21 protein-coding genes are annotated in these 26,601 nt (G+C 72.9%); 12 read left to right on the top strand and 9 right to left on the bottom strand.

Annotation, left to right across the window (positions count from 1 at the left end):
* Positions 1-101 precede the first annotated feature (101 nt).
* On the bottom strand, positions 102-2,255 hold the full coding sequence (locus tag O7626_RS10035; RefSeq protein ID WP_278060885.1) for a glycoside hydrolase family 44 protein: 2,154 nt from the start codon (positions 2,253-2,255) through the stop codon (positions 102-104).
* 254 nt (positions 2,256-2,509) lie between these two features.
* Between O7626_RS10035 and O7626_RS10030 the strand changes: the two genes are divergently transcribed.
* On the top strand, positions 2,510-3,430 hold the full coding sequence (locus tag O7626_RS10030; RefSeq protein ID WP_278060884.1) for an AraC family transcriptional regulator: 921 nt from the start codon (positions 2,510-2,512) through the stop codon (positions 3,428-3,430).
* Positions 3,431-3,580: 150 nt separating this feature from the next.
* Entirely contained in the window at positions 3,581-3,760 is a 180-nt protein-coding gene (locus O7626_RS10025) for a DUF4236 domain-containing protein (protein WP_278066114.1), read from the top strand.
* A gap of 87 nt (positions 3,761-3,847) precedes the next feature.
* On the opposite strand, the gene O7626_RS10020 is transcribed toward O7626_RS10025, so the two are convergent.
* Positions 3,848-4,768, bottom strand: a complete 921-nt coding sequence (locus tag O7626_RS10020) for a hypothetical protein (RefSeq protein WP_278060883.1) — start codon at positions 4,766-4,768, stop codon at positions 3,848-3,850.
* Between the two features lie 522 nt (positions 4,769-5,290).
* Here O7626_RS10020 and O7626_RS10015 point away from each other — a divergent pair.
* A complete protein-coding gene (locus O7626_RS10015) occupies positions 5,291-7,252 on the top strand; it encodes a tetratricopeptide repeat protein (protein ID WP_278060882.1) in 1,962 nt (653 codons plus the stop codon).
* Here the strand turns inward: O7626_RS10015 and O7626_RS10010 are convergent.
* Both O7626_RS10010 and O7626_RS10005 read right to left on the bottom strand, forming a co-directional pair.
* Positions 7,177-8,775 (bottom strand): ATP-binding protein, encoded by a 1,599-nt coding sequence (locus tag O7626_RS10010; RefSeq protein ID WP_278066113.1) that lies wholly within the window; start codon positions 8,773-8,775, stop codon positions 7,177-7,179. The genes O7626_RS10015 and O7626_RS10010 overlap by 76 nt on opposite strands.
* Positions 8,776-8,848: 73 nt before the next feature.
* On the bottom strand, positions 8,849-9,505 hold the full coding sequence (locus O7626_RS10005) for a response regulator transcription factor (protein ID WP_278060881.1): 657 nt from the start codon (positions 9,503-9,505) through the stop codon (positions 8,849-8,851).
* 124 nt (positions 9,506-9,629) lie between these two features.
* Between O7626_RS10005 and O7626_RS10000 the strand changes: the two genes are divergently transcribed.
* From O7626_RS10000 to O7626_RS09990, 3 genes are all read left to right on the top strand, one after another.
* Positions 9,630-10,721 carry a hypothetical protein gene (locus O7626_RS10000; RefSeq protein WP_278060880.1) on the top strand — a complete coding sequence of 364 codons (1,092 nt, stop codon included), beginning with the start codon at positions 9,630-9,632 and terminating at the stop codon, positions 10,719-10,721.
* A 315-nt stretch (positions 10,722-11,036) separates the two neighbouring features.
* The gene (locus tag O7626_RS09995) at positions 11,037-13,262 is read left to right on the top strand and encodes an ATP-binding domain-containing protein (protein WP_278066112.1); all 2,226 of its coding nucleotides are present in this window, start codon (positions 11,037-11,039) and stop codon (positions 13,260-13,262) included.
* Positions 13,263-13,438: 176 nt separating this feature from the next.
* A complete protein-coding gene (locus O7626_RS09990; protein WP_278060879.1) occupies positions 13,439-14,914 on the top strand; it encodes a DUF3237 family protein in 1,476 nt (491 codons plus the stop codon).
* A gap of 39 nt (positions 14,915-14,953) precedes the next feature.
* Here O7626_RS09990 and O7626_RS09985 read toward each other — a convergent pair whose 3' ends face one another.
* Complete coding sequence (locus O7626_RS09985; protein WP_278060878.1) at positions 14,954-15,172, bottom strand: hypothetical protein; 219 nt, start codon at positions 15,170-15,172, stop codon at positions 14,954-14,956.
* Positions 15,173-15,386: 214 nt separating this feature from the next.
* Here O7626_RS09985 and O7626_RS09980 point away from each other — a divergent pair, with 214 nt between their 5' ends.
* On the top strand, positions 15,387-15,641 hold the full coding sequence (locus O7626_RS09980) for a GntR family transcriptional regulator (protein ID WP_278060877.1): 255 nt from the start codon (positions 15,387-15,389) through the stop codon (positions 15,639-15,641).
* Positions 15,642-15,662: 21 nt separating this feature from the next.
* Here O7626_RS09980 and O7626_RS09975 read toward each other — a convergent pair whose 3' ends face one another.
* Entirely contained in the window at positions 15,663-16,061 is a 399-nt protein-coding gene (locus tag O7626_RS09975; RefSeq protein ID WP_278060876.1) for a hypothetical protein, read from the bottom strand.
* Between the two features lie 215 nt (positions 16,062-16,276).
* Here O7626_RS09975 and O7626_RS09970 point away from each other — a divergent pair, with 215 nt between their 5' ends.
* Positions 16,277-16,666 carry a hypothetical protein gene (locus O7626_RS09970; RefSeq protein ID WP_278060875.1) on the top strand — a complete coding sequence of 130 codons (390 nt, stop codon included), beginning with the start codon at positions 16,277-16,279 and terminating at the stop codon, positions 16,664-16,666.
* Between the two features lie 192 nt (positions 16,667-16,858).
* On the opposite strand, the gene O7626_RS09965 is transcribed toward O7626_RS09970, so the two are convergent.
* Entirely contained in the window at positions 16,859-17,809 is a 951-nt protein-coding gene (locus tag O7626_RS09965) for a sporulation protein (RefSeq protein ID WP_278060874.1), read from the bottom strand.
* Between the two features lie 179 nt (positions 17,810-17,988).
* Between O7626_RS09965 and O7626_RS09960 the strand changes: the two genes are divergently transcribed.
* Positions 17,989-18,876 (top strand): LLM class flavin-dependent oxidoreductase, encoded by an 888-nt coding sequence (locus O7626_RS09960; protein WP_278060873.1) that lies wholly within the window; start codon positions 17,989-17,991, stop codon positions 18,874-18,876.
* Between the two features lie 70 nt (positions 18,877-18,946).
* Here O7626_RS09960 and O7626_RS09955 read toward each other — a convergent pair whose 3' ends face one another.
* Together O7626_RS09955 and O7626_RS09950 are read right to left on the bottom strand one after the other, a co-directional pair.
* On the bottom strand, positions 18,947-20,353 hold the full coding sequence (locus tag O7626_RS09955; RefSeq protein ID WP_278060872.1) for a cellulase family glycosylhydrolase: 1,407 nt from the start codon (positions 20,351-20,353) through the stop codon (positions 18,947-18,949).
* Positions 20,354-20,521: 168 nt separating this feature from the next.
* Positions 20,522-21,955 (bottom strand): M1 family metallopeptidase, encoded by a 1,434-nt coding sequence (locus tag O7626_RS09950; protein WP_278060871.1) that lies wholly within the window; start codon positions 21,953-21,955, stop codon positions 20,522-20,524.
* 289 nt (positions 21,956-22,244) lie between these two features.
* On the opposite strand from O7626_RS09950, the gene O7626_RS09945 reads away from it, so the two are divergent.
* The 3 genes from O7626_RS09945 (at position 22,245) to O7626_RS09935 (ending at position 26,590) form a co-directional block, all read left to right on the top strand.
* Positions 22,245-23,207, top strand: coding sequence for a TIGR03557 family F420-dependent LLM class oxidoreductase (locus O7626_RS09945; protein ID WP_278060870.1), 963 nt, complete (start codon positions 22,245-22,247; stop codon positions 23,205-23,207).
* Positions 23,208-23,213: 6 nt separating this feature from the next.
* Positions 23,214-23,336 carry a hypothetical protein gene (locus tag O7626_RS09940; protein ID WP_278060869.1) on the top strand — a complete coding sequence of 41 codons (123 nt, stop codon included), beginning with the start codon at positions 23,214-23,216 and terminating at the stop codon, positions 23,334-23,336.
* A 170-nt stretch (positions 23,337-23,506) separates the two neighbouring features.
* Positions 23,507-26,590, top strand: coding sequence for a transcriptional regulator (locus O7626_RS09935; RefSeq protein ID WP_278060868.1), 3,084 nt, complete (start codon positions 23,507-23,509; stop codon positions 26,588-26,590).
* Positions 26,591-26,601: the final 11 nt, after the last annotated feature.

Raw genomic sequence — 26,601 nt, 5'->3', positions numbered from 1 at the left:
CCGACCCGAGTTGGCTTACTGTTCGGTAAGTTAGTCCGGATCGTACCGACCGGACAACTTCCGCCGGCACGACCCCGGCACGGAGCCGCCGATCCCGGCGGTCACGGCTCGCTACCGGCGATGCGTACGCCGTCCAGGTAGACCGTGATCCGGGGGTTGGCCGCGTAGTCCGGTCTCGCCGGCCGCCAACTGTGGTCGTCGGTCTCGACGAAGCGGGACCGGTCCGCCTTGGTCAACCGCAACTCGATCGGGCCCGTCCTGCCGGCCGCCGCCACTGTCCCCGCACCCCGGGCGAAGCCGACCTCCAGATAACTGTCCGCCCCGCGTCTGGGCCTCGGCAGTGTTGTCAGCGTCTGGGTGACGTTCGCGCAGTCGAGCGTGGCCCGCACGCAGGCCGCCTGCACCGCGCCGCGGCCGCCGTCCCGGGTGAACCAGTACCGCACCGTCACCCGGGACAGGTCGACCGGCACCCGACCGGGGTTGTCGAGGTCGATCGCCGCAAGGATCTGGGCGTCGGTCGGCGACCGGTCCAGGTTGCGGTGCAACGCGGCCAGCGGCGGCGGGTCGCTCGGCGCACCGACCACGAAGAGGGTCACCGAGTCGGCCGGGAAGGTGTGCGACAGCGTCCCGTTCGGCGCCCCGGCCACCGGCGGCGGCACCAGGATCCGCTGGTCCGCCTCCCGGACGATCGAGGTGAGGTCGGTCGCCCCGTACCGGTACACCTGCGCGGTCTGCCCGGTCCGGCCGCGCAGCGACAGCGAACTGGTCCGCTCCACCCCGCTCTTGTTCACCACCATCACGGTGAGCGCGCCGTCCGAGCGGCGCTCCGCCGCGTACACCGAGAGCTGGTCGGAGTCCGCCGAGGTCGCCCGGACCCCGACGTCGCCGAACCGGCCACCGGCGCCGTCGTAGTTGCGGTACATCCGGAAGGCGTACGCGCCCGGCTGGGTCGCGCCCGGCGGCGCCCAGAGCGTCGCCAGGTCCAACCCCTCCCGACCGAAGATCCCGAGTACGTCGGCCTGGGTCAACGCCCCGTTGACGTGGTCCAGCGCCCCCCAGTTGTACTCGGTGATCGCCGTCTTCGTCCCCGGATAGTTCGCGGCCACCAGCTCCTTCATCCGGGGCACCAGCCGCACCTGGGTGTTGATCCAGCTCTCGTCGGTGTAGGTCGGGTCCCAGAGCGCCCGGGTGGAGCGCAGCCGCAGCGCGTTGGTGGCCGGGTCGGTGCCGCTGCCGAACGCCACCCCGGCGGCCTGCGGATAGAAGTGCATGTCGAAGTAGTCGAGCACCCGCTGCCCGTGCTGCTCCTCGTACTCGCGCATCTGCTGGAGATACCAGGTGGTGAAGGGCAGCCCGTCCCGGTTCGGCCGGTCCGGCGGGTTCGCCCAGCACCCGGTACGCCCGCACACCTCCTGGTCCAGTCCGGAGTGGTCCCACGAGGTCCAACCCCAGCCGACCGGGCCGAGCGTCGCCGCCGACGGGTCGACCTCCTTGATCGCCGCGCCGATCGCGTACGCCTGGTCGCGCAGCTCGGCCGAACTCGCCCCCTCCGGGTGCACGTCCCGGTGCGTGGAGTGCCAGATGTCCGGCTCGTTGTCCAGGTTGTAGAACTTCACCCCGCCCTCGGCAGCCGTGCCGTACTTGCCGGTCAGGTGCCGCAGCCAGTCCCGGACGTACTCCGGGCCGACCTCCACACTGGTGTCGTGCGGGTCGTTGCCGGTGACCAGGGTGCCGTCCGGCCGTACGCCGTTGCCGCAGTCCGGCCGCCACTCGTCGGTACGCTCCTGCGGCCCGTACTTGGCGACGGAGAAGCCGCACGAGCCGTCCCGGGCCTTCGGCGCCCACCCGATCAGCGGCACCGTCAGCACAGTGTCGGTTCCGGTGCGCCGGTCCTGATCGACGAACCCGTCGGTCGAGGAGCCGTCCGGCAGCGCCCCGGGATCGGCGTTTTCCTCGGCGATGTTCTCGAAGAACCAGTCCGAGGCGCGGTTGGTGGTGTCGTGGCGGAAGTGGTAGCGGGTGGTGGCGTTGCCGCCCCAGCGGCGTACCGGCAGGGCCAGCTCCTCGGCCAGGGCCTCGTCGGTGAAGTTCATCCCGTAGATGTGCGGGCTGATCGGGTGCCGGTCGGCGGTGACGTCGACCTCGAGAGCCGGGCCGGGCTCGGCGAGGGCCGGGGGCGGGGCGACGACGACGGCAGCACCGCTGGCGGCGAGCGCCGTGCCGGTGACGATGGACAGGAGGGATCTACGACGCATGCGGGATCTCCGGAACTGCTGGTGTCCTCCCCCGGCGGGGATGGACGGTGGCGGGTTCGGTGTGTCTCGCGTACGCCCGTCGCTGTCTCACGCGCGGTGGTCTTGGCCCGGACCGGGAGCCAGGCTACCGATCAGCCGCCCACCCGGTCAACGTCGTCCGTCGATGCCTGCCCCGGCGCCCGAAGCGTGGCGAGGTGTTCCGCGGCCGGTCGGAGGGGTGCGCGTCGGGGCGTCTGCGGCTAACGTCGCAGGTGATGGTCCGATTCGGTCAGCATCCGGGTGAGCCCGGCGAGGTGCCGCCCCCACCCGACTGGGCCGGCATCCGTACCCTCACCCTGCGCGACTACTTCCTCGACCCGGCCAGCCGGGGACCGCTGCTCGTCGATCGACACCTGCTGATTCTGGTCACCGTCGGACACGGCACCCAGGAAGTCGACTTCCGGACCTACCCGTGCCGGCCGGGGTCGCTGCTCTGGGTGCGGCCCGGTCAGGTCGTCCGGCACGGCGGGCAGAGCGGACTCGACGCGGTGCTGGTCTGCTGGACCCCGGAGACCATGCGTGAGCTGGGCGTCTTCCCCACCGGCCCGCCGTTCGCCGCCGGTTACTGGCAGCTGGCCGGCGAGGACGAGGACGCGGTGATCAACGAGGTCAGTCAATTGGTGGTGGACTGCCAGCGGCACTCCGGCGACGGCCTCGCCGACGAGCTGCTGCGGCACCAGCTCGCCGTACTGCTGCTGCGGCTGGCGCTGCTGCCGCGCGACCCGGCCAGCACCCGGGAGCCGGCCCCGGAGAACGTCCCGCCGGTCGGCGGCACCGGGCGGGGCGGCGCTCCGGACGGTACGGAGTCGGCCGGCACCTTCTGGCGGCTGCGGCACGAGGTCGAGCGCTCGTACCGGCAGACCCGACGGGTCGAGGAGTACGCCGATCGACTCGACTGCTCGGTGCGTACCCTGACCCGGGCCTGCCTGGCCGCGACCGGGCGCAGCGCGAAGCAGGTGATCGACGAGCGGGTGGCGCTGGAAGCCCGGCGACTGCTCGCCGCGACCGACCTGCCGGTGGCCGAGATCGGCCGCCGGCTCGGCTTCCCGGAGCCGACCAACTTCGGCCGGTTCTTCCAGCGCGAGGTCGGGCACAGTCCCGGCGCCTTCCGGGCCGGCCTGTCCGGCCCCGCCTGACCACGTGGTTCTGACCGCCGAGGGTCGGCCGGGCCGTCACCGACCAACCTGATCGTCCCTTCCGGATACCGGTGGACGTTTGCCGAACATCCGTACGGGGAATCTTCGGCCTACCCCGGAAACAAGCATTGTCTGGAAGGGAGCATGGCCGTGGGTCTGATGTTCCGTAAGCGCAAGAAGTACGGTCCGTTGATTCTCAACTTCACCGAGAACGGCTTCTCCTCCTGGAGTATCAAGATCGGACGCTGGTCCTGGAACTCCCGGGCCCGCGCACACCGGGTCGACCTGCCCGGCCCGCTGTCCTGGAAGCAGGACAAGTCGCGGTCCTGAGGAAGCGGTGACGGACAGGGATGCCGACGGGTTCGTCGGCGTCCCTGTTGCGTGTCCGGCGCGGTCTGCGTCTCCGGCGCGATCCGCTCAGGACGAAGGCGGGGCTGCGGCGGTGATTGTCACGTCGCCGGCGAGCCGGCCCGACTCCGGCTCCCGGCGCACCAGTCCGGCGGAGAGCAGCGTGCTGAGCACCCGGTTGGCGTCCGCCGCGCGGTAGACGGTCCGCTCTGCGGTGAACTGCCGCAGCTCGGTGACGGAGGCGGCACCGACCGACGCCAGACGGGCGAGGAGTTCCCTGCGCAGCGGGCCCGGATGCGGGTCGAGCGAGATGTCCAGCAGATGCCCCGCCGGATCGCCGGGGTCCCGGTAACGCACCCCGGCGTACTCGTCGACCGCCCAGAGCGCGTTCTTGAAGGCGTCCAGCCGCTTGCCGGCGGCGGTGCCGAAAACCAGTACCTCGGTCCCGGCCTCGGCGACCAGCTCCACCTCGGTCACCAGCGGCAGTCCGGCCTCGGTCAGCCGGTGCCGGTGGTCCGTCCCGGACCAGACCTGTGGGTCGAGCACCAGCAGCAGCTCCGCGGGACGGCCAGCGGCCACCGCCGCGAGAACCTCGCCGGCCGGCCCCGGACCGCCGGTGGCGTCCACCCAGGCGAGGAGCGGAGCGCCGGTCGCGGTGGCCGCCCGCAGCGCCGCCGGCAGCCGGTCGACACCGCCCGGCACGAAGTGCGCGGTCAGCCCGGCCGGCAGCTCCGGCTGCACCGCCGAGTGGCGGGCGGCAAGACCCGGGTCGTCCGGCCCGAGGGTCAGCGCGGTCGTCCGCCGCCCGCGCAGCAGGTCGGCGAACTCACCGAAGACCCGCAGCGCGGCGTCCGCCGCACCGCCGTCCTGCCCGGCGTACGCCTGGACGAAGGTGGCCCGGCGGGACCGGTGCAGCGCGGTCGGCGTCCAGGAGTCGAGCTGGCGTACCAGCAGTTCCCGCTTGACGACGCCGATCGGATCCGTGGACATGCTGCGGTTCTACCCTGCCCGACCGGCCGCTGTCACCTCGCCGGTCACCGCCAACCGGCCAGCACCGCCACCCCGGCCAGCACCGCCACCCCACCGCATCGTCCGCCGGCATCAGCGACCGACGACCAGCGACCAGCGACCGACGCCGACGAGCGACGCCGACGACCGACGAGCGACGCCTAGAGCCGACGATCGACGCCGACGACCGCGACGACCAACGACCAGCGACCAACGACCAGCTGGACACTCCCCCGGACGGAGACTGTCGAGCTGCCCCGCCTGCGCGCCCAACAGGTCCGAGACGATGCCCGGAATGTCGCGCCCCGCCCGTGCGCCAGCTCGACAGTCCGCGTGCGAGGTATGAGCCAGCAGACAGACAGGCAGGCAGGCAGACGGGCAGACAGACAAGCCGCGACGGAGTCGGGGCCGCCGTTGCCCCGATGCCGGGGTGCCCGAGAAGACGACGAAACTGCCTCCAACTGCCCTCTTGTACTGAACGTCGCCACCCGAGCACGATGGGGCGTGGCTTCCGGCTTCGGTCAACTCACCCAGCAGGCGAACGCGCTCGTGGCGGCCGGTGACCTGGTCGGGGCCCGGAACCTGCTCGGTCCACCGCTGGACGCGGCCGACCCGAGCCCGGCACACGCCTCCGCCGAGCTGGCCGAGGCGGCCGGCCTCCAGGCCCGGGTACTCGTGGCGCTCGGCGACCCGCACGCGGCGCGCGGCTGGGCGGCGTTCGCCTACTCCGCGGCCACCCGGCTGCACGGGGTCGCCGACCCGCGCACGGTGGCGACGGCGGCCACCCTCGCCGCCGTACTGCACCGGGTCGGGAGTCATGCCCGTGCCGCCCGGCTGTACCGGGACGTGATCATCGAACTCACCGCGACCGACGGCCCGGAGTCGCTGCGGGTACTCGCCGCGCACGCCGACCTGGCCACCGTCGAGTACGCCCAGGGCGCGTGCACGTTGGCCCGCAACCGGCTGGAGGACGCCTGGGAACTGCACCGGGAGGTCTACGGCGACGGGCACCCCGGCGGGATCCGGATGCTCGCCCGGCTCGGCGCGTGGCAGCGCGACTGTGGACTGCTCACCCCGGCACACGAGCACCTGGCCCTGGCCCTGGAGTTGTGCCGGGAGCACCTGCCGGCAGAGCATCCGCTGGCGGCCCAGGTCGCGGCGCTCGCCCGGGCGGCGGCCGATCCGGACCACGTGTGCGCCGACTACGCGGCCGGGCCCGAGGACGACCCGCACCGCCCGGCCGGCCCTACCGGTGTCCCGCAGTACACCGAGCCCTGGCGTCCCGAACCCCGGCACGCCGCGCAGCCGGAGCACGGCGGGTACCCACGGCAGACGCACCAACCGCAGCACGCCGCACCGCAGCATCCCGCCGCACCCCAGCATCCCGCCGCACCGCAGTACCCGGACGGGCCGTACGGTGCCGAGCATCCGCCCGACGCCGAACTGCCGCCGCGCGACGAGGTGCCGCTGCTGCGCTTCCCGCCGCCCCCACCGCCTCGACCCACCAGCGGCGGGACCGGTACCGGCGTTCCCCCGGTACCGCCGCCCCGGCTGCCGCCGGCGCCACTCGTCGAACCACCGTCCCGGTGGGCCACCCCGGCGCCGACCGGAACAGCGATCCCGCCGACCGGCGCGGCTGTCCCGCCGCCCCGCGACGGGCTTGGCCGGTCCGGTCCGGGCTCCGCCGCCGGTGCCGCGCCGAACGGGGAGCCGGACGACGATCCGGAGTACGGCTGGTGGCCGCCGGATGTGGCACGCCGGATGCCCGACGACGAGGACGGTGTGGAGGCCGGCCGACGTCACGGACCGGCGGCGGCCCCGCCGTGGCGGCTGGAGAGCGATCCCCGTGCCGTCCCGGTCACCGACCCGGGGCAGCGGGATCTCGCGGGCGGTCCCGGCCTCGATCTCGACGGCTCCGGCGGAGCGGCCGAGCAGCGGCACCTGCCGGCGCGGCGGGGGTCCCGGCTGCCGGTCCGGGTCCACCGGCCGGAAGCCGCCGCCCGCCGGCTGCCGACGGTGGTCGTCGCCGGGCTGGTGGTGCTGGTGCTGCTCGGCACGGCCGCCGTGGTGTTCGGGTTCCGGCAGACCGGGGACGACGAGCCGGCACCGCCGGATGCCGGGCCGTCGACAGGTGCGCCGGCCGAGACGCCGGGCACGCCACCCCCGGCCTCCCCCGGCACGCCGCCCGGTTCGGTGACCCTGGCCGACAGCCAGAGCAGCGTGACACTGGGCTGGACCTACCCGAGCGGCGCGACCGGTCCGGTGGTGCTGGCGGGTGGGCGGGCCGGTCAGGAACTCCGGCCGTTCCAGGAACTGCCGGCCGGCTCCACCGGCTACGTGGTCTACGGCCTGGAGACGACGGGGAACTACTGCTTCTCCGTCGCGGTCGTCTATTCCGAGCGGCTGGTCGGCGAGGCCGATCCGGTCTGCACGGCCCGGCCCGGCAGGTCGCCTGCGGCACGCTGAGCACCGGCCGACGGCCGGCCCGCTGTCCGGTCGTCGGGGTGGTCCGGCCCTCCGTCCTGCCCCCGGGCCAGGAGCGGGCCCGCATCGTCGGCCTGCGCCTCGACAGCCGGCAGGCGTACCTCGACGCGCAGTCCGGGTCCGGCGTCGCCGAGGGACACCGTGCCGCCCTGGCGGCGTACCAGTTCCCGGACGATGGCCAGGCCGAGGCCGGCGCCGCCCGCGTCCCGGGCCCGGGCGTCGTCCAGCCTGGTGAACCGGTCGAAGACCCGGTCCCGGTCGCCGGCCGGAATGCCCGGCCCGTCGTCGGTGACGGTCACCAGGTGGTACACGGCAGCGGCCCGACCGCCACCGGGGTCCGCCTCCCGAGGCTCCGGGGCGCTCCCGGCGGGCCGGGCGGACGCCGCCAGCACCACCTCGCTGCCGGTGTGCCGGAGTGCGTTGTCCAGCAGGTTGCCCAGTACCCGGGTCAACGCGTCCGGTTCGGCCAGTACCCAGCACGGCGACGCCGGTGGCAGTACCCGCAGCGGCGCCGCCGGATAACGCTCGGCGACCTCGGTCAGCAACTGTGCCAGCTCGACCGGTTCGGCGGCCCGGGGCGGCCCGGCGCCCGCCTCGTCGAACCGGGCGAGCAGCAGCAGGTCGTCGACGAGCCGGCTGAGCCGCTGGATGTCGGCGAGCAGGTCGTCGGCGACCGCCGGCCATTCCGTCGCCGGTCCGAGCCGCTGGGCGACCTCGAGCTGGGTCCGCAGGTTCGCCAGCGGACTGCGCAGCTCGTGCGCGGCGTCGGCGACGAAGGCGCGCTGCCGGGCCCTGGCCGACTCCAGCCGGCCCAGCATCCCGTTCAGGGTCACCGCCAGCCGGTGGATCTCGTCGTGCGAGGCCGGCAGCGGCAGCCGGCCGGGCCGGGCCCCGCCGGTGATCTCCTCGGCGCCGGCCCGCAGCGTCTCGACCGGTCGGAGCGTGGCGCCGACCACCCGCCAGGCGACCGCGGTCAGCGCCACCAGGAGCAGCGGGAAGCTGACCAGCAGAATGGTGCGGACCACCGTCACGCTGTGCCGCACGTCCGCCGTGGACTTGGCCACCAGTACGGTCTGCGGATCGTTCGCCGGCCCGGCGGGTACCGCCACCACCCGGACCGGGCCGTCCAGGCCGAGCCGCCGGCCGGGCAGGTAGAACCTGTCCCGCTCGCCGGACTGGAACCGCCGCAGCTCGTCGGGGTAGAGCATCGGGACCAGCCGGTCGGCGTCGATCGACGCGGCCCGGATCCGGCTCTGCCCGTCGAGCACCTGGACGCGTACCTGGCTGCCGGCGACCGGGAGCGGGTCCGGCAGCGCGTTCTGGCCGGCGAGTCGGGCCACCGCCTCGGCGGTCTTCAGCGCTTCGGTGTCGACGGTGCGCTGGAGCGCGTAGCCCAGCGCGCCGAGCAGGACCAGCCCGCCGACGGCGAGCCCCGCGGCGAGTCCCGTCGCGCTGATGACGGTGAGCCGGGCCCGCAGGCTCAGGGTCCGCCACGGCCGTCGCAGGCCGGTCCACCCCCGGAGGCGGCGCCGGATCACGGGCCCGCACCGGTGCGTGGCGTCTTGCCTCGGGGGCGGCTCATGTCACCAGCCGGTAGCCGGCTCCCCGCACCGTCTCCAGCCGGTCCCGGCCGATCTTGCGGCGCAGGTAGCCGACGTAGACCTCGACGGCGTTCGGCGCGGTACGCAGGCTCGCGTCCCAGACGTGGTCCAGCAACTCCGTCTTGGAGACCACCTCGCCCGCCCGGCGCAGCAGGTACTCCAGCAGCGCGTACTCCCGGGCGGTCAGCTCCACCTCGGTGCCGTCCCGGGTGACCCGGCGGCGGGCCGGATCGAGGCTCAGGTCACCGGCGACCAGCACCACCGGCCGGCGCGGCGCACCCCGGCGGAGCAGGGCGCGCAGCCTGGCCAGCAGCACCACGTAGGAGAAGGGCTTGGTCAGGTAGTCGTCGGCGCCGCAGTCCAGCCCGTCGGCCTGGTCGTACTCGCCGTCCTTGGCCGACAGCATCAGCACCGGCAGCCAGTGCTTCTCCGCCCGCAGCTGGCGCACCACCCGGTAGCCAGAGAGTCCGGGCAGCATCACGTCCAGGATCATGGCGTCGTACCCGCCGTGCCGGGCCAGGTCGAGTCCCTCCGGCCCGGTGCCGGCCACGTCGACCACGAACCCCTCGGCGGCAAGGCCGCGCTGCAACGCCGAGGCCAGCCGGGCCTCGTCCTCCACCACCAGCAACCGCACCGGACAAGCGTGCCATCCCGGCCCGGAGGCGGCCACACCCGGCCGAGTGAGCCGACAGCGGTTCTCAGGTTCTCAGTGGTTTCACAGCGCCCGGGGCGCACGATGGAGACCAGGAGGTACGAACATGTCGGTTTTCCAAACGCGGCCCGCACTCCGGTGGCTGGTCCCGACCGGGGCGGCTCTGGCGGTCCTCGGCGGAGGTGCGGCGGTGGGCACCTTCGCCTCGGCGGCCGAGCCGAACCTGCCCGAGCGCAGTGCCGCACAACTCCTCGTCGACCTGCAGACCGCCCGCCTGGACGGCCTCTCCGGCACGGTGATCAAACGCGCCGACCTGGGGCTGCCCAGCCTGGCCGGCCTCGGCGCGCAGGGCAGCGCCGAACTCGCCACGCTGGTCTCCGGCACGCACACCCTGCGGGTCTGGCACGCCGGTCCGGACCAGGCCCGGGTCGCGCTGCTCGGCACGCTCGGCGAGACGGATCTCATCCGCAACGGTAAGGACGTCTGGATCTGGGACAGCCAGACGAACAAGGCCGAGCACATCACCCTGGGCGAATCTGCGGAGGCCGGCCGGTCCGGCCAACTGCCGGTGACTCCGCAGGAGGCCGCCGAGCAGGCGTTGGCGGCGGTCGACCCGACCACCCGGGTCAGCGTCGGACGGTCCGCCTCGATCGCCGGCCGGGACGCCTACGAACTGGTGCTCGAACCCCGGGACGCCACCTCGCTGGTGGGCCAGGTCACGATCGCCATCGACGCCGTCGAACACGTGCCGCTGCGGTTCCAGGTCGTGCCCCAGGGCAGCAGCAAGCCGGCCTTCGAGGTGGCGTTCACCCAGGTCGACTTCACCCGCCCGGACCCGGCCCAGTTCGTCTTCAACCCGCCGCCGGGCGCGGTGGTGACCGAGGGCGTCCGGCCGCAGGGTCGGCCGGCGTTGCCGGACGGGGTCGAGCGGCCGACGGTGGTCGGCAGCGGGTGGACGAGCGTACTGGTCGCCAAGGTTCCGCAGCTCGGCGCGGCCGAGAACGCCCGGACCGGCGACCCGAGGGCCGACCTGTTGGCTGGGCTGCTGGGCGGACTTCCGGAGGCCAGCGGCGAGTGGGGCCACGGCCGGCTGGTCAGCGGCAAGCTGTTCACCGCCCTGCTCACCGACGACGGCCGGCTGTTGGTCGGCGCGGTGAAGCCGGAACGGCTCTACGAGGTCGCCCAGACCACCAGGTGAGCTGACTCTGGAGCGGGCGTCCCTGTGCAGTGCCGGCAGGGGCGCCCGCCCGACGCTGTGCTGCACCAGGTTTTTCGCCGGCCGGGTCTCCCGCTGGCCGGGTCGCGCGGCCGATGGATGCCGGCGGAAAAACGCGCTATCGTTTCTCAGTTCGGAAACAAAAAAGAACGGCGTAATGCCGTTCTGCGCAATACTAACAATGGGGAGACTGCTTTGTCAAAGCCATCCGGTGTTTCGCCCGACCGGCGTCTCGACGAGGCCGACGAGCGTCTCGACGGAGCCGACGGGATCGCCGTCGAGCAGCAATACGTCTCCATGCTCTACGGGCGCCTCGACGAACTGCGCACCCAGGCCGCCCGCCGGATGCGCGGCGCACTGCGAAACACCGGCGGCACCCAGCAGGAGCGCTCGCAACGCGACGGCACGGTGCGGATGTACGCCGACCAGATCGACCGGCTCGGCGCAGTGGAACAGGGCCTCTGTTTCGGCCGGCTCGACCTCGACGACGGCACCCGCCGCTACGTCGGCCGGATCGGCATCTTCGACGGCGACGGCGAGTACGAGCCGGTGCTGCTGGACTGGCGTGCCCCGGCGGCCCGGCCGTTCTATCTCGCCACCGCCGCCGACCCGGACGGGGTACGCCGGCGCCGGCACATCCGGACCCGGGACCGCGAGGTGGTCGGGCTCGACGACGAGGTGCTGGACCTGGCCGCCGCCGGGCAGGCCGACGACCGGGGCGGGCTGACCGGCGAGGCGGCGCTGCTGGCGGCGGTGAACGCCAGCCGCACCGGCCGGATGACCGACATCGTCCGGACCATCCAGGCCGAGCAGGACCGGGTCATCCGGGCCGACCTCGACGGGGTGCTGGTGGTGCAGGGCGGCCCCGGCACCGGCAAGACGGCGGTGGCGCTGCACCGGGCGGCGTACCTGCTCTACACGCACCGGCAGATCCTCTCCACCCGGGGCGTGCTGCTGGTCGGCCCGAACGCCACCTTCCTGCGTTACATCTCGCAGGTGCTGCCGACGCTCGCCGAGACCGGCGTGCTGCTGCGCACCGTCGGCGAACTCTTCCCCGGGATCACCGCGACCCGCGCCGAGCCGGCCGAGGTCGCCGAGCTGAAGGGGCGGCTCGGCATGGTCGAGGTGCTGGCCGCCGCGATCCGGGACCGGGAACGGGTGCCGGACGAGCCGATCGGGATCGACATCGAGCGGGACAGCCTGGTGCTGGAGCCGGCCACCGTCGCCGCCGCCCGGGAGCGGGTCCGCCGCACCGGCCGGCCGCACAACCTGGCCCGGCCGCTGTTCGAGGTCGAGATCGTGCACGCCCTCGCCGACCAGCTCGCCGAGCGGATCGGCGCCGACCCGCTGGGCGGGGAGAACCTGCTCGACGATGCGGACCTGGCCGAGTTCCGCCGCGAGCTGAGCGCCGAGCCGGAGGTGCAGGCGGTGCTGGACTGGCTCTGGCCGGTGCTCACCCCGCAGCAGGTGGTGGCCGGGCTGTTCGCCTCCGAGCAGCGGCTCGCGGTGGCGGCGGCACAGCTCGACGAGGCGGAGCGGGCCGCGCTACGCCGGGAGCCGTGGGGCGGCTGGAGCCCGGCCGACGTACCGCTGCTGGACGAGGCGGCGGAGCTGCTCGGCGAGGACGACCGGGCGGTCCGGGCCAGGGCCGCCCGGCAGCGCCGGGCCGAGATCGAGTACGCCGAGGGCGTGCTGGAGATCGCCGCCAGCTCGAAGTCGATCGACTTCGAGGACGAGCCCGAGGCAGAGGACGGGATGCTTGACGTCACCGACGTGCTGACCGCCGACCGGCTGGCCGAGCGGCAGGCCGACGGGGACCAGTTGACCACCGCCGAGCGGGCCGCGGCGGACCGGGGCTGGGCCTTCGGACACGTGATCGTGGACGAGGCGCAGGAACTCTCCCCGATGGCCTGGCGGGTGCTGATGCGCCGCTGCCCGAGCCGCTCGATGACGCTCGTCGGCGACGTGGCCCAGACCGGGGCACTGGCCGGCGCCTCGTCCTGGTGGCCGGTGCTCGAGCCGTACGTCGGGAACCGCTGGCGGCTGGAGGAGCTGACGGTCAGCTACCGTACGCCGTCGGAGATCCTCGCGGTCGCCGCCAAGGTGCTGGCGGAGATCGACCCGACGCTCACTCCACCCCGGGCGGTACGCGACACCGGCGAGCAGCCCTGGGACGAGACGGTGGGTGCCGGCGAGCTGGCCGGGCGGCTGGTCGAGGCGGTCCGGTCCGAGGCGGCCGGGGTCGGCGCGGGTCGGGTCGGGGTGATCGTGCCGGCCGGGCTGGTCGACGAGTTGGGCCGGGCGGTCGGTGAGGCGGAGCCCGAGGTGGCGCTCGGCGCCGATCCGGAGCTGACCAGCCGGGTGGTGCTGCTGACCGTGGCGCAGGCGAAGGGGCTGGAGTTCGATTCCGTGCTGGTGGTCGACCCGGACCGGATCGTTGCCGAGTCCGCGCGTGGGCAGAGCGACCTGTACGTCGCGCTGACCCGGGCCACCCGGCGGCTCGGCGTACTCCGGATCGGCTGACCTCGACTTCTCGCCTTGTTCGTTCGGTCGGAGAAACGTCGCCACCAGCGGACAAGGCGAGAAACCACCATCTACTTATTGAAGTGCATCGATTGACGCGGTCTTGTTCGGTAGCGACACTGATCGTATCGCGCCTCTCGCGCGCAGGCGTCCAGCCGTCGATCCGGGAGGACCAGATGAGAATCGTCCACTGCCGGGCGCTGCTCGCCGCAACGACCGCCGCCGCCGTCGTCGGTGGTGGCATCGCCGTCGCCACCTCCGCGCACGCCGCCACCGGATGCCGGGCGACCTACACGATCTCCAGTCAGTGGAACGGTGGCTTCGGCGCCAACGTTGCCGTCACCAACCTCGGCGACCCGATCAACGGTTGGCAACTGACCTGGTCGTTCACGGCCGGACAGCAGGTCGGCCAGCTCTGGAACGGCACCGTCCGCCAGGCCGGTGCCCAGGTCACCGTCGGCAACGCGAGCTGGAACGGTACGCTCGGCACCGGCGCGGGCGCGTCGTTCGGCTTCAACGGCTCGTGGAACAACGCCAGCAACCCGGTGCCGACCGACTTCGCGCTCAACGGCACGCCCTGCACCGGCAGCCTCACCCCGTCCGGAACGCCATCCGGGACGCCGTCCGGGCCGCCCGGCACCCCGAGTGCCACGCCCACGGCGCCGACCTCGCCCACCCCGTCCGCCACCCCGACCACGCCACCAGGCGGTACGGAGCCGACGATCGTGCCTGACCCGTCATGGAACTGCGGCGCAGCCGCCGGCATCGTGCCGCCGACACGCGGCCGGCTCGTCCTGCGCGCCACGGCCCAACTCGGCGCCGTGCACGACGTGGGCGTCACCCAGTACGGCCACCGGCGCCTTCTCGACATCAGGGGCGGCACGTTCACCGGTGAGCGGGTCAGCGGCACCCTGCTCGGCGGTGGACTGGACCTCGAACTCACACTCGGCAACGGGGCCGTCGAACTCGAACAGATAAACGTCCTGCGTACCAGCGACGGCACCCTCATCTACCTGCGTAGCTGCGGTGTCGCGCCCGCCGGGAACTCCACGGTCCGGATCGTGCCCGACTTCGAGGCGCCGAACTCGAGTTCGTACGCCTGGCTGAACAGCGGCACGTTCGCCGGCACCCGGGTGGTGAACACCGCGACGAACACCCTCGAGTTCACCGTCTACGACGTATCCGGAGTCTCCCCGGCCGAGCCGCGGATCCAGCTGACCGATCCCGCCGGTCAGCCCAACCAGCTCTGGAACTGCGCGACGGGCAGCGGGACGAGGGGCGCCACCGTGTTCACCGAGACCGTCACGCTTGGCTCCAGCCTCAGCGTCGGCGCCAGCAAGCGCGGCACCCGCAACATCATCCCGATCACCGGCGGCACGACGAGCGGCCGGGTGACTGGATCGATCCTCTCCGGCGGCGCGGACTACCAGCTCATCGGCTCGAACACGACGCTGGACGCCCGCTACACCCTGCTGACCAACGACCGGGAGCTGATCCTGGTCCGCAACTGCGGGCAGTTCGGCCGGCTGGTGCCGACCTTCGAGGCCCGCGCGGCCGGCCCCTACGCCTTCCTGAACGCGAACACCTGGCTGAGTTCCGACCCGGGCTCCGCGCCCGGCGGTGTGAGCATCACCTTCTACGAGCGCCGATAACGGCCGATCCGCTGGCCACACTGCTGCGGACCGGTCCGCTCAGTGTGGCCAGTCGGTCGTCAGCCGCTCGTACGCCACCCGGGCGGCGAAGCAGAAGCCGGTGTGGTCCGGCGGGTGGCCGCAGGATCGGCAGCGTCCGCCTTCAATGACGTGACGCAGGAGCACGGACCGCATCTCGGCGCGCTCGACGCATCCGGGGATCGGCTCCGCACCGGAGTTGACCGGTACGGGTTGGGTCAGCTCACCCTCGGAGAACATCGGCGCCACCCTCTCGTCGCTTCCGTGGTCCGCCCGCGACCGGCGCCCGGGGGCGGGGTGATCCGGCGCGGGCGGACCGGGGCCGACGTGCCGCCCCCGCACCCAGTGCCACGAGCGACACGACCCGTGTTCGGAGAGTACGCCGACTGGTCTACATACGTCTAGATACGTAGAAGCTCGAAGCGCATCGTGCCAGGACTCATAGCGTCGATGCATGGAGGTTGGCCCGGACGACGAGATCGACAGCGGCGCGCCGCTCGCGCCGTATCGGCAACTGGCCGCGATCCTGGCTGCCCAGATCCAGCGCGGCGACTGGAAGCCCGACCGGGCGATCCCGAGCGAGGCACAGCTCGTCCAGCGATACGGGATCGCCCGAGCAACCGTCCGCCGGGCGATCGCGCTCCTCGTCGACGAAGGTGTCCTTTACGTCGTCCCGCAGCGCGGAACCTACGTCAGACGCGCGAACTAGCCTGAGCCAGTTCCACCCGGACTACTTGTCGGTGAAGTCGCCGACCTGGGCCGCCTGGCCCGAGGCGTCACTGGTCGAGCCGGACGCCGGGGTGTTCATCCCGCCGGTGGTGGCGTCCCCGGTGGTGGTCGGCGCGACGTTGCCGCCCGGAGGTCGGGGCCGCCGCCGGACGCTCGCCGGTCCGGCCTTCCGGCCACCGGTGGTGGTGGCCACCCCCCGGTTCCGGGTCGGGCCGCCGTCGCGGAGCACGTCCGGATCGGGTGCCCGGTTCGCCGGATCCTCGATGTCGATCTCGTGCGCCGCCCGCCCCTCGTCGACCGGCAGGCTGACCTCCTCGACGGCGCGCGGAGCGTACTCACCACGACCCACCCGGTCTTCGGCCCGCCGCACCGACTGCCGTCGTTCATCCTCTCCGGGCACGTCCATCACCTCGCCGACTCGTCGTTGTCCCGGGGTGTCCCCGATGCCCGGGTCGGCAAACCAGGGCGGTCGGGCGGCCGGGCGTGGGCCCGGGTTTCCCTGCTGGGGCAGCCGTTTGTGGCGTACCCGGCCGGGTAGCCAGCGGGTGCCACCGGCGCGGCGTCGCCGTGACCGGGGCGGTCGGAAGAGAACTCATCGAATCCGAGGAGGAAAAGATGAGCACGCAGACCCCGTCCAGGCAGCCGATGGGCCAGCAGGTGACGGACATGCAGTCGGCACCGACCCGGGAGATGAGTGCCCAGAACGTCTCCAACCAGCAGATACAGCAGACCCTGTCGGAGATGCAGCGCCGGATGGACGAACCGACTCGCCGGAATCCGGGCAACGAGACCAAGCCCGCCTGGCTGAGTACCGAGTTCTACATCTATCTGGCGGCGGTCGGCTTCACCTTGCTGGCCGCGGACCTGGTCGGCACGGACGCAACCGGCGTCGACCCGTTCCGGGCACAGCAGGCGTGGTTCTTCATCACCCTGATGACCATCGCCTACCTGGGTAGCCGTGGTCTGGCGAAGCTGGGTAACGCCTGGCGGCACGGCAGAAGGTGACGATGCTCCGGGCGCCGCGGCGGTAGGACGCGGTAGACACCGACGCGTGGCGTGACCGGAGTGTCCCGAGCAGTGGCGACTTGCCACGGGGGGTCGCGGTCCCCGCCGGATACGGCGGGGACCGCGGCCCTTTTGCCGTCGGGCAGCGCGTACGTCGTCGCGGCCCGTTCGATTCTCAGTGGGCGGCCGGTGTCACTCCTCGCCGAAGTCGCCCTCGAAGGCGTCCTCCAGCATCTCACCGGCGATCATGCCGCCGGCCATTCCGAGCGCGGCACCGGCGACCATCCCGCCCATCCCGTGCCCGCCGTGGTGGCCGCCGCCGTGCTTGCCGGGGTGCCCGTAGTGGTGCCCGCCCCCGCCGTACCGGCCGTAGCTCTCCACCGTCTGGGCCAGCCAGCCCTCGACCCGCTGCCGCCAGTCGACCTGGTCGACGCCGACGTGCTCGGCCGTGTACCGCCCGACGGTGTCCTGCCCGCCGCTGAACATCCCGCCGCGCTTGTCGCACTCGATGACGACGTCCACGCCGTGCTGGTTGGTGACGAAGGTCAGCTCGACCTCACGGATCGCGTGCGCGTACTGCGGGGCGGCGAAGAACTCGATCTCCTGGTAGAACGGCAGCGTCTGCTGTACGCCGTAGATGTGCCCGCGCTCCAGGTCGGCGCTCTTGAACCGGAAGCCGAGCTGGCTGAACGCCTCCAGGATCCTCTCGTGCACCGGCAGCGGGTGTACGGCGATCGCGTCCAGGTCACCCTTGTCCACCGCCCGGGCCACCGCGAGTTCGGTGCGCAGCCCCATCGTCATGCCGCGCAGCCGCTGGCCGTAGACGTCGGTGATCGGCGTCTCCCACGGCATCGGAAGCTGGAACGGGATGGAGAGTTCCTGCTTGGCCTCCAGCCGCATCGCGCCGCTGACCGGGAGCCGATAGAACTCCATGGTGCCGGCGTACTCGCTGTCCCCGCCCTCCATCTCGACCCGGGTGACCAGGGCGACGGTGACCTGCTCGATGTCGGCCGCGGCATCCCCGCCCCGCAGGTTGACCTGTCCGTCGAGCATCAGGCCGGGCCGGGTGTTCGGGTTGGTCAGCACGGTGTCCACGCTCGGACCGCCGACGCCGAGGGCGCTCAACATCTTCTTGAAGACCATAGAGATACTCCTGTTTACGGCGGATGGGTGCCGCGGGTGTCGGCCGGCATTCCATGGTGGATCGGCACGCCCCCGGTGACCTTATGCACCGTAGCTGTGAGGTGGCTGTGAGCGCCGGCCGATCGCCGGATCGGATCGACCGGCCGGGGTCGGGTGGGCGACGACGTAAGCTTCTGATCATGCGCGTGGGTATCGTGATCCTGCCCGACCAGCGGTGGTCCGTGGCCGGGCGCCGGTGGCGCCAGGCCGAGCAGTGGGGCTTCGACCACGCCTGGACGTACGACCACCTGGGCTGGCGCGACCTGGTGGACGGGCCGTGGTTCGACTCGACGGGCACGTTGACCGCCGCCGCCACGGTCACCTCCCGGATCCGGCTCGGCACCCTGGTCGCCTCGCCGAACTTCCGGCACCCGGTGCACTTCGCCCGCCAGGTCACCACCCTGGACGACGTCTCCAATGGCCGGCTGCTGCTCGGGCTCGGTGCCGGCGGGATCATGTTCGACTCGGCGGTGCTCGGTGCCGAGCCGCTCTCCCCCCGGCGCCGCGCCGACCGGTTCACCGAGTTCACCGAACTGCTCGACCTGCTGCTCCGGGAGGACAGGGTCACCTGGCGGGGCGACTTCTACGCGGCGGTGGACGCGCGGAGCAATCCGGGCTGTGTCCAGACCCCCCGGGTGCCGTTCGTGGTCGCCGCCAACGGCCCGCGCACGCTGCGCCTCGCCGCCCGGTACGGCCAGGGTTGGGTGACCACCGGCATCCAGGACGGTGACGACCAGGCGGCGTGGTGGCGCTCGGTCGCCGAGCTCGCCGGCCGGATGGACGAGACCCTCGCCGCCGCCGGCCGCGATCCGGACACCCTGGACCGCTATCTCCTGCTCGACTCGGCGCCGGTCTTCTCGCTCTCCAGCGCCGCGCACTTCGCCGACGCGGTCGGCCGGGCCGCCGAGCTGGGCTTCACCGACGTCGTCACGCACTGGCCGCGCGAGTCGAGCTGGTATGCCGGGGACGAGGCCGTGCTGGCCGAGGTCGCCACCGAGGTGCTGCCGCGGCTACCGGGCCGGAGCTGAGGCTGCCGGCACCCCGCACAGCGGTGGCCGGGCCCACGCGGGGCGGGCCCGGCCGTGCGGCGCCGACTGCTCAGCTGGCGGTGCAGCTCGGCGACGGTGCGCTGTTGGTGCCGTTCCAGCTCCCGAGGAACCCGAACGCGGTACTCGCCCCGGCGCCGAGGCTGCCGTTGTAGGAGACGTTCCGGGCGGTCACGCTCGAACCGCTGTTGCTGAGCGTCGCGTTCCAGGACTGGTTGACCTGCTGCCCGTTGGCGAAGGTCCAGCTGACGGTCCAGCCGCCGATCGCCGTACTGCCGGCGGTCACCCGGACCTCGGCCTGGAAGCCGCCCTGCCACTGTCCGGTAACGGCGTAGCTGGCGGTGCAGCCCCGGGTGCCGGCCGGCGGGGTGGTGGTCGGCGGCCGGGTGGTCGGCGGAGTGGTCGGCGGCCGGGTCGTCGGCGGGGTCGTCGGCGGCCGGGTGGTCGGGGTGCCGCCGCCGTAGACAGTCGCCTCCCGGGCGGTCTGCCGGATGCCGTTCGCCCCGTTGAAGATCCGCTGTCCCCACGAGGTCAACTGGCTGACGTCGAAGTTCGTCACCATGTCGAGGTATTCGACGCCGCCCCCGTTGCCACTCCACGACCAGCCGATGTAGCCGATCCCGTTCTGCTGGGCGTACGACATGATGGTGTCCTCGTCCGGGTTGCCGTCCGAGTGGTTGTGTCCGAACTCGCCCACCACGATCGGCAGGTTGGCGCTGCGGAACCGGCCGAGGTAATCGGTGATCTCGGCGGCGGTGTCGAAGACGCCGTACATGTGGATCGAGAAGACGGTGTTCCGGTCCGGATCGGAGTTGAAGACGCTCTGCGCGTTGTCCCGCATGACGAAGCGCCAGTCCTGACCCCAGTTCGGCGCGTCGACCATGATGGTGTGGTCGAAGCCGGCGTCGCGCAGCCGGGTGATCGCGTTGCGGGTGGCGGTCGGCCAGGTGGCGCTCACCGTCTCGTTGTTGCCGAACGGCTCGTTGCCGATGTTGAGGATGACGTAGTTCTCCTGGCCGGCGAGGGCACTCTGGATGCTTATCCAGTAGCTGACCGCCTGGTCGAGGGTGATCGCCGCGCCCTCCTCGCCGTACCCGGTGGTGTCGTGCACCTCCAGCACGCAGATCAGCCGGTTGGCCTTGCACAGCGAGATGACGTTCGCGACGTCGCCGGCGCTGTTCTGGGTCCACCGGCCGCCGCTGCTCAGCACCACCCGTACGGTGTTCGCGCCGAGCGATTTGATGTCGGCGAATGAACCGGTTTGGCTGGTGTACCAGGTGTGTGCGTGACTCACGCCGCGCATGATGAACTCGTTGCCACGGGCGTCGAGGAGTCGCCCGCCGCTGACCGTGAAGCCGGCCGCCGCCTGTGCGGGTGGCGCCACCGCGAACAGCGAGACAGCGGCGGCGGCGACGAGCGCGAACAGCGCCGATGCCACCGCGTAGATTCGTCTTTTCATGACCTACCTCAGGGAGGACCCCGGGGGACGGGGACAGAAGTGGGGGACCGGTAACCGCTGCCCGACAGTTACCACCCGACTTTCCCTGCGGCGGCACGGATCAGGGTAGGCCGATGAACCGGTTAACGCAACCGGTTCAGTAATGTCCGCCCCGTCCATTCCCTGGGCTCACCAGACGGCGGGCTTGCCCGGGGTGTAGAGCCAGGTCTGGAAGAAGGCGTCGAGCTGCCGCCGGCTCACCTGCTCGGCGAGCCGGACGAAGTCGGCCGTCGTCACCGTGTCGTTCCGGTTCGCCGCGTACCAGGCCCGGAGCAGGGCGAAGAAGGCCCGGTCACCGATCTTCGTACGCAGCGCGTGCAGCGTCATCGCGCCCTTGGTGTAGACCGAGCCGGCGAAGAGGTTCGTGGCGCCAGGGTCGCCGGGCGGCGGGTTCCAGAAGCTCGCCGTCTCCGGCCGGGCGTAGAAGGTGTCGAAGCGCGCCTGCGCGGTACGTCCGCCGGTGTGCTCCTCCCACAGCCACTCGGCGTAACTGGCGAAGCCCTCGTTCAGCCAGATCTCCTGCCAGCGCGCCGGGCTGACGCTGTTGCCGTACCACTGGTGGGCCAGCTCGTGCGCCACCGTGCCCTCGCCCGGCGGGCCGGAGTACATCGGCCGAGTCTGCGTCTCCAGGGCGTACCCGGCGTCTTCGTCGTCGTCGACGATCGCACCGTACGAGGTGAACGGGTACCGGCCGAACAGGTCGGTGAAGTACGCGATCATCTCCCGGGTCCGGGCCAGCCCGTCGGCGGCCTCCGGCCCGAGGTCCCGGTCGATCGCGTCGATGATCGGCAGCCCGCGCGGGCCGGTGCTGCGGCGCAGGTCGTAGTCGCCGACCGAGGCGGTGGAGAGGTAGCTCGCCATCGGGTCGCGGGCCCGCCAGACGAACGTCGTCCAGCCGTCCCTGGTGCGCTGCCCGACGAGTTCGCCGTTGGCCACCGCCGTCTTGCCGGCCGGCACGGTGAGCCGGAAGTCGTAGCTGGCCTTGTCGGTCGGGTGGTCGTTCACCGGGTACCAGGTGGACGCGCCGTCGGGCTCGTTGGCCACAAAGGAGCCGTCCGGAGTGGAGACCCAGCCGTAGAGGGCGCCCTCGACGTCGGTCGGCCGGCCGGTGGTGCCGTCGTACCGGACCACCACCGTGAACCGCTCGCCGCGGGACAGGGCGTGTCTCGGCGAGATCCGCAGCTCCTGGCCGTCCCGGTCGTACCGGGCGGCCCGGCCGTCCACGGTCACCGCGCGCACGTCGAAGCCGCGCAGGTCCAGGTTGAACCGGGAGAGCCGGGCGGTGGCCCGGGCGGAGATCGTGGCGGTCCCGGCGAACGCCCGGGTGGCCGGCTCGTAACGGATGTCGAGTCCGTAGTGGAGCACGTCGTAACCACCGTTGCCGGCGGCCGGGAAGTAGCCGTCGCCGACCCCCGGCGCGCCCGGCGTGCCGGGGGTGCCGACACCGCCGTGCCCGTGGTCGTGCCCGTGCCCGGTGGCGGACGCGGGCGCGGGTGCGGCGCCGAGCGAGAGCGTGACGGTCGTCGCCACCAGCGCGGCACCGACCCGCCGACAGATCACCATGGTCGGTCAGGTTAATACGGCCGCTGACCGGGGGGAAGGACCGAACGGCGGGCGGCGCCCGGGGTGGTGCGGTGACCGAACCACCACGGACGCCGTCATCCCCACCACAAGGATGACGCACCGGCGATCCTTAACCGGTTAAGAGCGACGCTACCCCCACGATGGACAGATAGTCAAGGACGTCACTGCACCACACAGCCGGATTCCGGGCCGGCGGAGAGTGGTTACCGGGTTTACCGGCGCCAGGCGGGGTAGACAGCCAGAATCGGCACAACGGAGGAGGTTCGGCATGGTCGGGGTGGGCTACACACTGATGTGTGAACAGACCGGGCCGAAGGAACTGGTCGAGTACGCGGTCCGGGCCGAACAGGCCGGCTTCGACTACCTGGTCATCTCGGACCACTACTACCCCTGGCTCGCCGCGCAGGGCCACTCCCCCTACGCCTGGTCGGTGCTCGGCGCGGTGGCGCACGCCACCTCGCGGATCAAGCTGATGACCTATGTGACCTGCCCGATCCGGCGCTACCACCCGGCCGTGGTGGCACAGAAGGCGGCGACGATCGGGGTGATGTCGGACGGCCGGTTCACCCTCTCGCTCGGCGCCGGGGAAAACCTCAGCGAGCACGTGGTGGGCGCCTGGCCGTACGTGCACCAGCGACACGAGATGCTGGAGGAGGCGTTGCAGATCATCCGGCCGCTGCTGGACGGGGACAACCTCTCCTACTCCGGCAACCACTTCGAGGTGCCCGAGGCGTACCTCTGGGACCGGCCGGCCGAGCGCGTCCCGATCGCCGTCGCGGCCTCCGGGCCGCACTCGATCGAGCTGGTCACCGAGTACGCCGACGCGCTCGCCCTCGACGTGCCGGACGCGGCGGTGGTCAAGATGTACGACGAACGCGGCGGCGCCGGCAAGCCCCGTTACGGGCAGGCGGCGGTCTGCTACGGACCGGACGCCGACGAGTGCCGCAAGATGGCGCACGAACTGTGGCGGTGGGCCGCCCTGAACTGGTCGGTCAAGGCCGAGCTGCCCGGACCCGAGTCCTTCGTCAGCGCCAGCGAGGCCGTCCGGCCCGAGGACGTGGCCGAACTCGTGCCCTGCGGCCCGGACCTGGACGCGCACGTCGAGGCGTACCGGAAGTACGTCGACGCCGGGTTCACCGACGTGGCGGTCGTGCAGATCGGCGCCGACAGCCAGCCGATGTTCCTGGACTGGGCCGAGCGCGAACTGCTGCCCCGACTCCGGGAGCTCTGAGCCGGAATGCGCTTCGGTCGCGTCGAGGTACGCCCGCTCGGCGGTGGACTGGGCTGCCTGCTGATGATCCTGATCTCGATAATCGGCTCGATCGTGCTGACCGTACTCGTCAACCTGGCCCTCAACTGATCGTCCGGCCGCCACCTACCCGCGGTCACGCCCCGGGCTGCGGCCCGGCGTGTCGGGCATTCCTCCCGGCCGCCCGGGTCAGCTGTCCCTGGCTCGGCCCCCGCCCGGTGCACAAGGCTCGGCCTCGGGCAGTCGTTCGGCTGTCGCGCGGCGACGCGGCGGAGACGAGTATGCGGTTCAGAATCCTGGGTCCCCTGTCGGTCGAGATCGCCGGTGCCCCGCTCCGGATCCGGAGCGCCCGGGTCTCGGCGCTGCTGGCGACCCTGCTCCTGGAGGCCAACCGGACGGTGCCGACCGAGCGCCTGATCGAGGCGGTGTGGGGCTGGCACGCCCCGGCGACGGCCCGGACCCAGTTGACCATCGTGGTGTCCCAGCTCCGCCGGCTGCTCGCCAGGGCCGGCGTACCCCGACCGGTGGTGTTCACCGAGACCGCCGGCTACCGGCTCGCCGCGACCGCCGACGAACTCGACGTACTGCTGTTCGAGCGGTACGTCGCCGACGCCGACCGGGCGGCCTCGACCGGCCGACCCGCCGAGGCGGTCAGCCGGTACCGCTGCGCCCTCGACCTGTGGCGCGGGCCGGTGCTGGCCGGCGTACAGGGCCAGCTGGTCAGTACGGCGGGCACCCTGCTGACCGAGCGGCAGGCCGCGATCCGGGCCCGCTGCATCGACCTCGAACTCGCCCTCGGCCGGCACGCCGACCTGGTCACCGAACTGGTCGGGCTGGCCGCCGCCGACCCGTTCAACGAACGCTTCCGGGAGAACCTGGTCCTCGCGTTCTACCGCTGCGGTCGGGTGACCGAGGCGCTGGCCGCCTACCAGGACTACCGGCAGCGGCTGGCCGACGAGGTCGGCATCGAGCCCGGTCCGCGACTGGCGGCACTACACCGCCAGATCCTCAACCGCGACCCCGCGCTCGACCCTTCCGCCACGGCCACGGCCACGGAAGCGATGCCGACCCGCGTAGACGTGGCGCCGACCAGCCCCGAGACGGTGCCGAAGGAGCTGCCGGCGGCGGTGGCAGCGGCCGGGGGTGGTACCGAGTCGAACCGGCCGGGACGCCGCCCCGGCGGTCCACCGGCCCGCCGCCGGGTCGCCGGCCGACCGACGCGCCGATCGGGCGGGACGCCGCGACGACCGGCCGGGCAACCGGGCGGCCCGGCCCACCGTCGACCCAGCGGCCGGGACGGGACGGCCGAGCAGCCGTCCGCGCACAGCGACCGGGACGGGACGGCCGAGCAGCCGTCCGCGCACAGCGACCGACACGCGATGGTCGGGCAGCCGTCCGCGCACAGCGACCGACACGCGATGGTCGGGCAGCCGTCCGCGCACAGCGACTGGGACGCGACAGCCGAGTACAGCGGCGAGCCGCCCGCTCCAGTCCCGGCGGCGGCGGACGGACAGGCGGGCGGCGGGCGGCCCGGGACGCCGTGGCAACTACCCTCGGCGGTGGCCGACTTCGTCGGGCGGGAGACGGAACTGGCCCGGATCCGAGCCGCTCTCGACGGCGACAGCGGCCGGACCGGACCGGCCCTGGTGGTGGTCGCCGGCCTGCCCGGGGTCGGCAAGACGGCGCTGGCGATCCGGGCGGGCTGGGACGCCGGCCCGGATCACCCGGACGGCTGCCTGTACGCCGAGCTCGTCGACGACCGGGGCGGGCCGGTGGACCCGTACGAGGTGCTCGGCGGCTTCCTCCGCGCCCTCGGCGTACCCGAAGGGTCGGTCCCGGTCGGGCGTACCGAGCGGCGCGACCTGTACCGGTCGCTGGTGGCCCGACGCCGGCTCCTGGTGCTGCTCGACGGTGCCGTCGACGAGAGTCAGGTACGCCCGCTGCTGCCCACCGGCCCGGCCTCGGCAACGCTGCTCACCGCCCGACACCCGCTGACCGGACTGGACGGCGCGCACCTGCTCACCCTCGACGTGCTGCCGGTCGAGCCGGCGGTCCGGCTGCTCACCGCGATGTTGCCGGACCGGGTCGCCGACGACGTTCCCGCCGCACACCGGGTGGTCCAGCTCTGCGACCGGCTCCCGTCGGCGATCCGGGTCACCGGAGGTCGGCTCGCGGCCGGCCGGGACGGGTCGCTGAGCCAGGCCGCCGAACGGCTCGCCGACGGCACGCGCCGGCTCGACGTGCTCGCCGACGGCGCCCGGGACGTTCGCCGGGGGCTGGCCGGGGCGTACCGGCGGCTGGCGACCGGGCCGGCGACCCTGCTGCGGCGGCTCGGCACACTGCCCGTGGCCGAGTTCCCGGGCTGGCTCGCCGTCCCGCTGCTGGACACCGATCGGGGCACCGCCGAGCAGGCACTCGCCGAACTGACCGGCGCCGGGCTGGTGCGTGCCGTTCCGGACCGCCGCACCGGGCTGGCCCGCTACCGGATGCCCGAACTGGTCCGGCTGTACGCCCAGGAGCGGGTCGCGGTCGACGATCCGCCACCGACCCGGGGCACGGCACACCGCCGGGCGTACTGGTGGCTGCTGGACCTGGCGCTGCGCGCCGACGGCCAGCTGCCCGACCAGGTCTTCCCGGCCGGCGCGCTGGGCCTGCCGGAGGGGTTCGGACCGTACGCCGGGATCCTGCGTGCCGTCGACGCCGATCCGCTGGGCTGGCTGACCGCCGAGCGGCACCTGGTGGTCGGTGCCGCCGGCCAGGCCGCCGCACTCGGCGACACCGAACTGGCCTGGCGGCTCGCCGTTGCCCCGACCAACTTCCTGCACCAGCGCCGGCTCACCGGACTCTGGCAGCGCGCCGTCGACCACGCGCGGACCGCGCTGCGGGGTAACGGCGGCAGCCACCGCGCCCGGGCCCTGCTGTCCCTCGGCAACGCGCTGCTGCTGCTCTCCCGGGCGGAGTCCGCCGCCGCCTGGACGTCCGCGCGGACCGCTCAGCAGCTCTTCGACGAGTTGGGTGACCGGGACCGGGCGGCGGCCTGCGCGACCGTCCAGTGGCTCGCCGAGCAGCACAACACCCCGGTCGGCAACCTGGGCCAGGAGCGGCTCGTCGTTCCGTACGGCACCGACGAGCCGGCCGCGCCGGCCCGGAGCCGGGGAACCCTGCGCGGCGTGATCCGGCGGATCGGTGTGCCGCCCAGGGCGACTCCGGTCCTCTGTCCCGCCGACCAGCCGGAGCCTCCGCGCCGGTCGGCCGCCAGCCTGGCCACGCCGCGCCGAACGCCGGTCCCGCGAGCGTCGGAGGTGGTGACGGTGTTGCCCGGCAGGTTCCGTCCGCCGGATCCCGCCCTCCCCCGCGGCGCCTGACCCCGGCCGCA

Source organism: Micromonospora sp. WMMD1102 (assembly GCF_029626265.1).
GTDB lineage: Bacteria > Actinomycetota > Actinomycetes > Mycobacteriales > Micromonosporaceae > Plantactinospora.
This window is presented reverse-complemented; position numbering and strand designations above follow the sequence as displayed.

Excerpts from the sequence above, each read along its gene's own strand:
- O7626_RS09950 (WP_278060871.1), bottom strand. The coding sequence starts at position 21,955 with ATGGTGATCTGTCGGCGGGTCGGTGCCGCGCTGGTGGCGACGACCGTC.
- O7626_RS09960 (WP_278060873.1), top strand. The coding sequence starts at position 17,989 with ATGCGCGTGGGTATCGTGATCCTGCCCGACCAGCGGTGGTCCGTGGCC.
- O7626_RS09995 (WP_278066112.1), top strand. The coding sequence starts at position 11,037 with ATGCTCTACGGGCGCCTCGACGAACTGCGCACCCAGGCCGCCCGCCGG.
- O7626_RS10030 (WP_278060884.1), top strand. The coding sequence starts at position 2,510 with ATGGTCCGATTCGGTCAGCATCCGGGTGAGCCCGGCGAGGTGCCGCCC.
- O7626_RS09980 (WP_278060877.1), top strand. The coding sequence starts at position 15,387 with ATGGAGGTTGGCCCGGACGACGAGATCGACAGCGGCGCGCCGCTCGCG.
- O7626_RS09935 (WP_278060868.1), top strand. The coding sequence starts at position 23,507 with ATGCGGTTCAGAATCCTGGGTCCCCTGTCGGTCGAGATCGCCGGTGCC.
- O7626_RS10035 (WP_278060885.1), bottom strand. The coding sequence starts at position 2,255 with ATGCGTCGTAGATCCCTCCTGTCCATCGTCACCGGCACGGCGCTCGCC.
- O7626_RS09970 (WP_278060875.1), top strand. The coding sequence starts at position 16,277 with ATGAGCACGCAGACCCCGTCCAGGCAGCCGATGGGCCAGCAGGTGACG.
- O7626_RS09955 (WP_278060872.1), bottom strand. The coding sequence starts at position 20,353 with ATGAAAAGACGAATCTACGCGGTGGCATCGGCGCTGTTCGCGCTCGTC.
- O7626_RS09945 (WP_278060870.1), top strand. The coding sequence starts at position 22,245 with ATGGTCGGGGTGGGCTACACACTGATGTGTGAACAGACCGGGCCGAAG.
- O7626_RS09990 (WP_278060879.1), top strand. The coding sequence starts at position 13,439 with ATGAGAATCGTCCACTGCCGGGCGCTGCTCGCCGCAACGACCGCCGCC.
- O7626_RS09940 (WP_278060869.1), top strand. The coding sequence starts at position 23,214 with ATGCGCTTCGGTCGCGTCGAGGTACGCCCGCTCGGCGGTGGACTGGGC.
- O7626_RS10020 (WP_278060883.1), bottom strand. The coding sequence starts at position 4,768 with ATGTCCACGGATCCGATCGGCGTCGTCAAGCGGGAACTGCTGGTACGC.
- O7626_RS10000 (WP_278060880.1), top strand. The coding sequence starts at position 9,630 with ATGTCGGTTTTCCAAACGCGGCCCGCACTCCGGTGGCTGGTCCCGACC.
- O7626_RS09965 (WP_278060874.1), bottom strand. The coding sequence starts at position 17,809 with ATGGTCTTCAAGAAGATGTTGAGCGCCCTCGGCGTCGGCGGTCCGAGC.
- O7626_RS09985 (WP_278060878.1), bottom strand. The coding sequence starts at position 15,172 with ATGTTCTCCGAGGGTGAGCTGACCCAACCCGTACCGGTCAACTCCGGT.